The organism is Neisseria sp. 83E34, from assembly GCF_001308015.1.
GTDB lineage: Bacteria > Pseudomonadota > Gammaproteobacteria > Burkholderiales > Neisseriaceae > Neisseria.
The window spans coordinates 215,951-221,950 of the sequence record NZ_LGYH01000005.1 but is presented as its reverse complement, the minus strand read 5'-3'; the positions used below and the strand labels follow the sequence as shown (position 1 = coordinate 221,950).

The window sequence follows — 6,000 nt, the reverse complement described above, 5'->3', positions numbered from 1 at the left end:
GGGTGAGAATGTTGCGATTACTGTAGAACTGATTGCACCGATTGCTATGGAAGAAGGCTTGCGCTTTGCGATTCGTGAAGGTGGCCGTACCGTAGGTGCTGGTGTGGTTTCTTCTATCATTGCTTAATTCAGAAGGATATAGATAAATGGCAAATCAAAAAATCCGTATCCGTTTAAAAGCTTATGACTATAGTCTGATTGATCGTTCAGCTCAAGAGATTGTAGAAACTGCTAAACGTACAGGTGCTGTAGTAAAAGGCCCAATTCCCTTGCCAACAAAAATTGAGCGTTTTAATATTTTGCGATCACCTCATGTAAATAAAACTTCACGTGAGCAATTGGAAATTAGAACTCATTTACGTTTGATGGATATTGTTGATTGGACTGATAAAACTACTGATGCATTAATGAAGCTAGACTTGCCTGCAGGCGTAGATGTAGAAATTAAAGTTCAATAAATATCCTCGGTTTGAGTGATGCCTAGAAAACTCCTAGATATTTTAATTGTCTAGGAGTTTTTTTGTGTGCGAATAATTAGATTTATTGTTATGGAGATGACATCTATCTATCATAAGGTGGGGAGTTGTAGGTGTTTTAAACTAAGGCAGCAAGGCAATTTAGCGAAGTATGACGGATTAAGTTCCATAATTATAGTTAACTTTAATATCATATTTTAGATGCTGTATTAAATTTCTCTTGTAAAAGAAGTTGTTAATATGGTATAGTTTGAAACTTGGCATTTTGCCAAGTTTATTTTTGCTAAAAATAATCGATCAATCGCAATCGAATTTAAGTTTATAAGGAAAAATCATGACGTTAGGTCTGGTTGGGCGTAAGGTAGGCATGACTCGAGTGTTTACGGAACAAGGTGTTTCTATTCCGGTAACCGTGTTGGATATGTCTATGAATCGTATTACCCAAGTAAAATCCAAAGAGATTGATGGCTATAATGCTGTTCAAGTTACCTTTGGTGAGAAAAAAGCTAACCATGTCAATAAAGCTGAAGCTGGACACTTTGCTAAGGCAGGTGTGGAAGCTGGTCGTGGCTTAGTTGAGTTTGGTTTGTCTGAAGATGATTTAGGTGAGCTGAAGGCTGGTGGTGAAGTTGCTGTCACTATCTTTTCTGAAGGCCAGCTGGTAGATGTGACAGGTACCTCAAAAGGTAAAGGTTTCTCTGGTACGATTAAGCGCCATAATTTTGGTGCGCAGCGAACTTCTCATGGCAACTCTCGTTCCCATCGTGTTCCTGGCTCTATTGGTATGGCGCAAGATCCAGGTCGTGTATTTCCTGGTAAGCGCATGGCAGGTCAATATGGCAATACAAAATCAACGGTGCAAAATTTAGAAGTTGTTCGTGTTGATGAGGAGCGCCAATTGCTGTTGGTAAAAGGTGCTGTACCTGGTGCGGTAAATAGTGATGTAATTGTGCGTCCTAGCGTGAAAGTGGGTGCGTAATGGAATTAAAAATAATCGATGCTCAAGGTCAAGTTTCTGGTAGTTTAGCAGTGTCAGATGCTTTGTTTGATCGTGAGTATAATGAAGCGTTGGTTCATCAGTTAGTTACAGCTTTTTTGGCAAATGCTCGTTTAGGTAATCGTGCTCAGTTAACACGAGCAGAAGTAAAACACTCTACTAAAAAACCTTGGCGTCAAAAAGGTACTGGTAGAGCTCGTTCGGGTATGACTTCTTCCCCTTTGTGGAGAAGTGGTGGTCGTGCATTTCCTAATAAGCCTGATGAGAATTTTACACAAAAAGTTAATCGTAAAATGTATCGTGCTGGGATGGCTACTATTTTGTCTCAGTTGGTTAGGGATGAGCGCTTGTATGTAATTGAGAATTTGTCTGCAGCTACTCCAAAAACTAAAGAATTTGCTAATAAAGTAAAACAATTAGGAATGGAGCAAGTGTTATTTGTTACTAAGCAATTAGATGAAAATATTTATCTTTCTTCTCGTAACTTACCAAATGTGCTGGTCGTGGAAGTTCAGCATATAGATCCATATAGTCTTCTTCGTTATAAAAAAGTAGTGGTTACTAAGGAGGCTGTTGCGCAACTTGAGGAGCAATGGGTATGAATCAATTACGTTTAATGAAAGTAATTCTAGCTCCTGTTGTTTCTGAAAAAAGCAACTTGTTAGCTGAAAAGCGTAATCAAATGACGTTTAAAGTGTTGCCTGATGCAACTAAGCTTGAAGTTAAAGCTGCAGTTGAATTGTTATTTAGTGTAAAAGTAGCTTCTGTGACAACTGTTTCTACTAAAGGTAAGGTGAAACGTTTTGGTCGAACATTGGGGCGACGTAATGATGCCAAGAAAGCTTATGTGAAATTGGTTTCTGGGCAATCATTAGACTTAGAAGCTGCTGCTGCAACTGCAGATAAGGAATAAAGATTATGGCTATTGTAAAAATGAAGCCTACCTCTGCTGGTCGTCGTGGTATGGTTCGTGTTGTAACAAAAGAATTATATAAAGGTGCCCCATACGCACCTCTGGTGGAGAAAAAAAATTCTACCGCTGGTCGTAATAATAACGGACACATTACTACGCGACATAAAGGAGGTGGACATAAACACCATTATCGTGTGATAGATTTTAAGCGTAATAGTAAGGATGGTATTTCTGCAAAGGTAGAACGCATTGAATATGATCCTAATCGAACTGCATATATTGCATTGTTATGTTACGCTGATGGAGAAAGACGTTATATTATTGCCCCAAGAGGTGTTCAGGCTGGAGATGTCTTAGTATCTGGTTCTGAAGCGCCAATCAAAGTAGGTAATGCTTTGCCTATTCGTAATATTCCTGTTGGCACAACAATTCATTGTATTGAAATTAAGCCTGGTAAGGGTGCTCAGATAGCAAGATCTGCAGGTGCTTCAGCTGTTCTGCTAGCGAAAGAAGGTATTTATGCTCAAGTTCGTTTGCGTTCAGGAGAGGTTCGTAGGATCCATATTGATTGTCGCGCAACCGTTGGTGAAGTTGGTAATGAAGAGCAAAGTCTGAAGAAAATAGGTAAAGCAGGTGCTAATCGTTGGCGTGGTATTCGTCCTACAGTTCGAGGAGTGGTAATGAATCCTGTTGACCATCCTCATGGTGGTGGTGAAGGCCGCACAGGTGAAGCGCGTGAGCCTGTTAGTCCATGGGGTACTCCATCTAAAGGCTATCGAACCCGTAACAATAAACGTACGGATAATATGATTGTTCGTCGTCGTTATTCTAAATAAAGGTTAATTATATGGCTCGTTCTCTAAAAAAAGGTCCATATGTAGATTTGCACCTACTTAAAAAAGTAGATACAGCTCGTGCAAATAATGATAAACGCCCAATTAAAACTTGGTCTCGTCGTTCTACTATATTGCCTGATTTTATTGGCTTAACTATTGCTGTTCATAATGGACGCACTCATGTGCCAGTATTTATTAGTGATAATATGGTTGGTCATAAATTGGGTGAGTTCTCATTGACTCGTACTTTTAAAGGTCATTTAGCTGATAAAAAAGCTAAAAAGAAATAAGGTTAATCATGAGAGTATATGCACAACATAAAAATGCACGAATTTCTGCTCAAAAAGCTCGTTTGGTTGCAGATATGATTCGTGGTAAAGGTGTTGCCCAAGCCTTGAATATATTGACATTTAGTCCTAAAAAAGGCGCTGAACTAATTAAAAAAGTGCTGGAATCGGCTATTGCAAATGCAGAGCATAATGAAAGTGCTGATATTGATGAATTAAAAGTGGTTGCCATATATGTTGATAAAGCTGCATCACTAAAACGTTTTCAAGCTCGGGCTAAAGGTCGTGGTAATCGCATTGAAAAACAGACTTGTCATATCAATGTGACAGTAGGTAATTAAGGAAAAGCTATGGGACAAAAAATTCATCCAACTGGCTTTCGTTTGGCAGTAAATAAAGATTGGTCATCTAAATGGTTTGCTAAAAATAATGAATTTGCGACAGTTTTAAAGCAAGATATTGATGTCCGTGATTATTTACGTGGACGTTTAGTTGGTGCGTCTGTTGGTCGTGTAATTATTGAGCGGCCTGCAAAATCTGCTCGTATTACCATTTATACTGCGCGGCCTGGTGTAGTAATTGGTAAAAAAGGCGAGGATATTGAAGTATTAAAGCATGATCTGCAGAAATTATTAGGCGTTCCAGTTCATGTTAATATTGAAGAAATTCGTAAACCGGAGTTAGATGCACAAATTATTGCTGACGGTATTGCACAGCAACTGGAGAAGCGAGTGCAGTTTCGCCGTGCAATGAAGCGTGCTATGCAGAATGCAATGAGAGCGGGTGCAAAAGGTATTAAAATAATGACTTCAGGTCGTTTAAATGGTGCAGATATTGCACGTAGTGAATGGTATCGAGAGGGTCGTGTTCCGTTGCATACTTTGAGAGCCAAAGTAGATTATGCTACTAGTGAAGCTCATACTACTTATGGTGTGATTGGCTTAAAAGTCTGGGTATATACTGGAGAAGGTAAAGAGTTAGCTCAGCCTCGTTCAGAGCAAGAAAATAAACGCAGAAAGGGTGGTCGAAATGCTGCAACCAACTAGAATGAAATATCGGAAACAGCATAAAGGTCGCAATACTGGTATCGCAACAAGCGGTAACGTAGTAAGTTTTGGTGATTTTGGATTGAAAGCTGTAGGAAGAGGTCGTTTGACTGCTCGTCAAATTGAGGCGGCCCGTCGTGCAATGACTCGTCATATTAAAAGGGGCGGTCGTATTTGGATTCGAGTGTTTCCTGATAAGCCTATTACTGAAAAACCCATTCAAGTTCGTATGGGGGGGGGGAAAGGTTCTGTTGAATATTATGTTGCTGAAGTAAAACCTGGTAAGGTTTTATATGAGATGGATGGTGTAGCAGAATCTTTAGCTCGAGAAGCGTTTACTTTGGCTGCTGCGAAACTGCCAATTCCAACGGCGTTTGTAACTAGACAGGTAGGTAAATGATGAAAGCTAATGAGTTGAAAAACAAATCAGTTGAGCAACTTCAAGTCGATTTATTGGATCTGTTGAAGACACAATTTAGTCTCAGAATGCAACACGCTACTGGCCAGTTGGGTAATACTAGCGAGTTGACCAAGGTGCGTCGTAATATTGCTCGTGTTAAAACTATTTTAACTGAAAAAGGTGTGAGATAATGAGCGAATTAAAAAATGTACGTACTTTGTTGGGTAGAGTTGTAAGCGACAAAATGGACAAAACTGTAACAGTATTGGTGGAGCGTAAAGTTAAACATCCTTTATATGGGAAGGTAATTCGTCGCTCTACTAAGATTCATGCGCATGATGAACAAAATCAATATGGTATTGGTGATATTGTCGTAATTGAAGAAAGTCGTCCACTGTCGAAAACTAAATCATGGACAGTAAAGAAAATGGTTGAAAAAGCCCGATCTGTTTAACTTTATGTTAGTTGTGTGTAAATAGTTGGAGGCGGAGCTTGCGGAAATTATAAAAATTCTGTAAACTCCGCTAATTGCTTTCAGTTCTTGAAAGATTCTCCCTTCGGGACCCAAGACTGGTTTACTTGAACCATATAGGTTTCAAAAGTTTATTTTCGATCGTCAAAGCAAACTTTTGAAAGTGGTAAATTAAGTTGGATTTATTATTAAGGTAAAAAAATGATTCAAATGCAGACCATTCTAGATGTGGCTGATAATTCTGGTGCGCGCCGTGTGATGTGCATTAAGGTATTGGGTGGATCTAAACGTCGCTACGCTAATGTGGGCGATATTGTTAAGGTGGCAGTTAAAGATGCGGCTCCTCGTGGAAGAGTAAAAAAAGGCGATGTGTATAATGCAGTGGTTGTGCGTACTGCGAAAGGTGTTCGTCGTCCTGATGGTGCGTTGATTAAGTTTGATAATAATGCTGCTGTGTTGCTGAATAATAAGCTTGAGCCAATGGGGACTCGAATTTTTGGTCCGGTTACTCGAGAGCTTCGTACTGAGCGCTTTATGAAGATTGTCTCATTGGCGCCTGAGGTGTTATAAAGG

12 protein-coding genes and 1 pseudogene are annotated in these 6,000 nt (G+C 39.5%); all 13 read left to right on the top strand.

Annotated features, from left to right (window positions below):
- Positions 1–127, top strand: a pseudogene (locus tag AKG09_RS11670) (elongation factor Tu); the annotation flags it as partial.
- Between the two features lie 19 nt (positions 128–146).
- Complete coding sequence (rpsJ, locus tag AKG09_RS07020) at positions 147–458, top strand: 30S ribosomal protein S10 (RefSeq protein WP_002642322.1); 312 nt, start codon at positions 147–149, stop codon at positions 456–458.
- 352 nt (positions 459–810) lie between these two features.
- On the top strand, positions 811–1,455 hold the full coding sequence (gene rplC, locus AKG09_RS07015) for a 50S ribosomal protein L3 (RefSeq protein WP_054618736.1): 645 nt from the start codon (positions 811–813) through the stop codon (positions 1,453–1,455).
- The gene (gene rplD, locus AKG09_RS07010) at positions 1,455–2,075 is read left to right on the top strand and encodes a 50S ribosomal protein L4 (protein ID WP_054618735.1); all 621 of its coding nucleotides are present in this window, start codon (positions 1,455–1,457) and stop codon (positions 2,073–2,075) included. Before rplC ends, rplD begins: the two co-directional genes overlap by 1 nt.
- A complete protein-coding gene (gene rplW, locus AKG09_RS07005; RefSeq protein ID WP_197272125.1) occupies positions 2,072–2,386 on the top strand; it encodes a 50S ribosomal protein L23 in 315 nt (104 codons plus the stop codon). The genes rplD and rplW overlap by 4 nt, the downstream gene beginning before the upstream one ends.
- Before the next feature lie 5 nt (positions 2,387–2,391).
- The gene (gene rplB / locus AKG09_RS07000) at positions 2,392–3,222 is read left to right on the top strand and encodes a 50S ribosomal protein L2 (RefSeq protein WP_054618733.1); all 831 of its coding nucleotides are present in this window, start codon (positions 2,392–2,394) and stop codon (positions 3,220–3,222) included.
- Between the two features lie 11 nt (positions 3,223–3,233).
- Complete coding sequence (rpsS, locus tag AKG09_RS06995) at positions 3,234–3,512, top strand: 30S ribosomal protein S19 (RefSeq protein WP_009115858.1); 279 nt, start codon at positions 3,234–3,236, stop codon at positions 3,510–3,512.
- Positions 3,513–3,520: 8 nt separating this feature from the next.
- Positions 3,521–3,850 carry a 50S ribosomal protein L22 gene (gene rplV, locus AKG09_RS06990; protein WP_054618732.1) on the top strand — a complete coding sequence of 110 codons (330 nt, stop codon included), beginning with the start codon at positions 3,521–3,523 and terminating at the stop codon, positions 3,848–3,850.
- Between the two features lie 9 nt (positions 3,851–3,859).
- The gene (gene rpsC, locus AKG09_RS06985; protein WP_054618731.1) at positions 3,860–4,555 is read left to right on the top strand and encodes a 30S ribosomal protein S3; all 696 of its coding nucleotides are present in this window, start codon (positions 3,860–3,862) and stop codon (positions 4,553–4,555) included.
- Positions 4,539–4,955, top strand: a complete 417-nt coding sequence (gene rplP / locus AKG09_RS06980) for a 50S ribosomal protein L16 (RefSeq protein WP_054618730.1) — start codon at positions 4,539–4,541, stop codon at positions 4,953–4,955. The genes rpsC and rplP overlap by 17 nt, the downstream gene beginning before the upstream one ends.
- A complete protein-coding gene (gene rpmC, locus AKG09_RS06975) occupies positions 4,955–5,146 on the top strand; it encodes a 50S ribosomal protein L29 (protein WP_054618749.1) in 192 nt (63 codons plus the stop codon). The genes rplP and rpmC overlap by 1 nt, the downstream gene beginning before the upstream one ends.
- Positions 5,146–5,409, top strand: a complete 264-nt coding sequence (gene rpsQ / locus AKG09_RS06970) for a 30S ribosomal protein S17 (protein ID WP_054618729.1) — start codon at positions 5,146–5,148, stop codon at positions 5,407–5,409. The genes rpmC and rpsQ overlap by 1 nt, the downstream gene beginning before the upstream one ends.
- Positions 5,410–5,628: 219 nt before the next feature.
- Positions 5,629–5,997, top strand: a complete 369-nt coding sequence (gene rplN, locus AKG09_RS06965) for a 50S ribosomal protein L14 (protein WP_009115864.1) — start codon at positions 5,629–5,631, stop codon at positions 5,995–5,997.
- Positions 5,998–6,000 lie beyond the last annotated feature (3 nt).

Excerpts from the sequence above, each read along its gene's own strand:
- rpsS (WP_009115858.1), top strand. The coding sequence starts at position 3,234 with ATGGCTCGTTCTCTAAAAAAAGGTCCATATGTAGATTTGCACCTACTT.
- rplD (WP_054618735.1), top strand. The coding sequence starts at position 1,455 with ATGGAATTAAAAATAATCGATGCTCAAGGTCAAGTTTCTGGTAGTTTA.
- rpsQ (WP_054618729.1), top strand. The coding sequence starts at position 5,146 with ATGAGCGAATTAAAAAATGTACGTACTTTGTTGGGTAGAGTTGTAAGC.
- rpsC (WP_054618731.1), top strand. The coding sequence starts at position 3,860 with ATGGGACAAAAAATTCATCCAACTGGCTTTCGTTTGGCAGTAAATAAA.
- rpsJ (WP_002642322.1), top strand. The coding sequence starts at position 147 with ATGGCAAATCAAAAAATCCGTATCCGTTTAAAAGCTTATGACTATAGT.
- rplV (WP_054618732.1), top strand. The coding sequence starts at position 3,521 with ATGAGAGTATATGCACAACATAAAAATGCACGAATTTCTGCTCAAAAA.
- rplB (WP_054618733.1), top strand. The coding sequence starts at position 2,392 with ATGGCTATTGTAAAAATGAAGCCTACCTCTGCTGGTCGTCGTGGTATG.
- rpmC (WP_054618749.1), top strand. The coding sequence starts at position 4,955 with ATGAAAGCTAATGAGTTGAAAAACAAATCAGTTGAGCAACTTCAAGTC.
- rplP (WP_054618730.1), top strand. The coding sequence starts at position 4,539 with ATGCTGCAACCAACTAGAATGAAATATCGGAAACAGCATAAAGGTCGC.
- rplW (WP_197272125.1), top strand. The coding sequence starts at position 2,072 with ATGAATCAATTACGTTTAATGAAAGTAATTCTAGCTCCTGTTGTTTCT.
- rplN (WP_009115864.1), top strand. The coding sequence starts at position 5,629 with ATGATTCAAATGCAGACCATTCTAGATGTGGCTGATAATTCTGGTGCG.
- rplC (WP_054618736.1), top strand. The coding sequence starts at position 811 with ATGACGTTAGGTCTGGTTGGGCGTAAGGTAGGCATGACTCGAGTGTTT.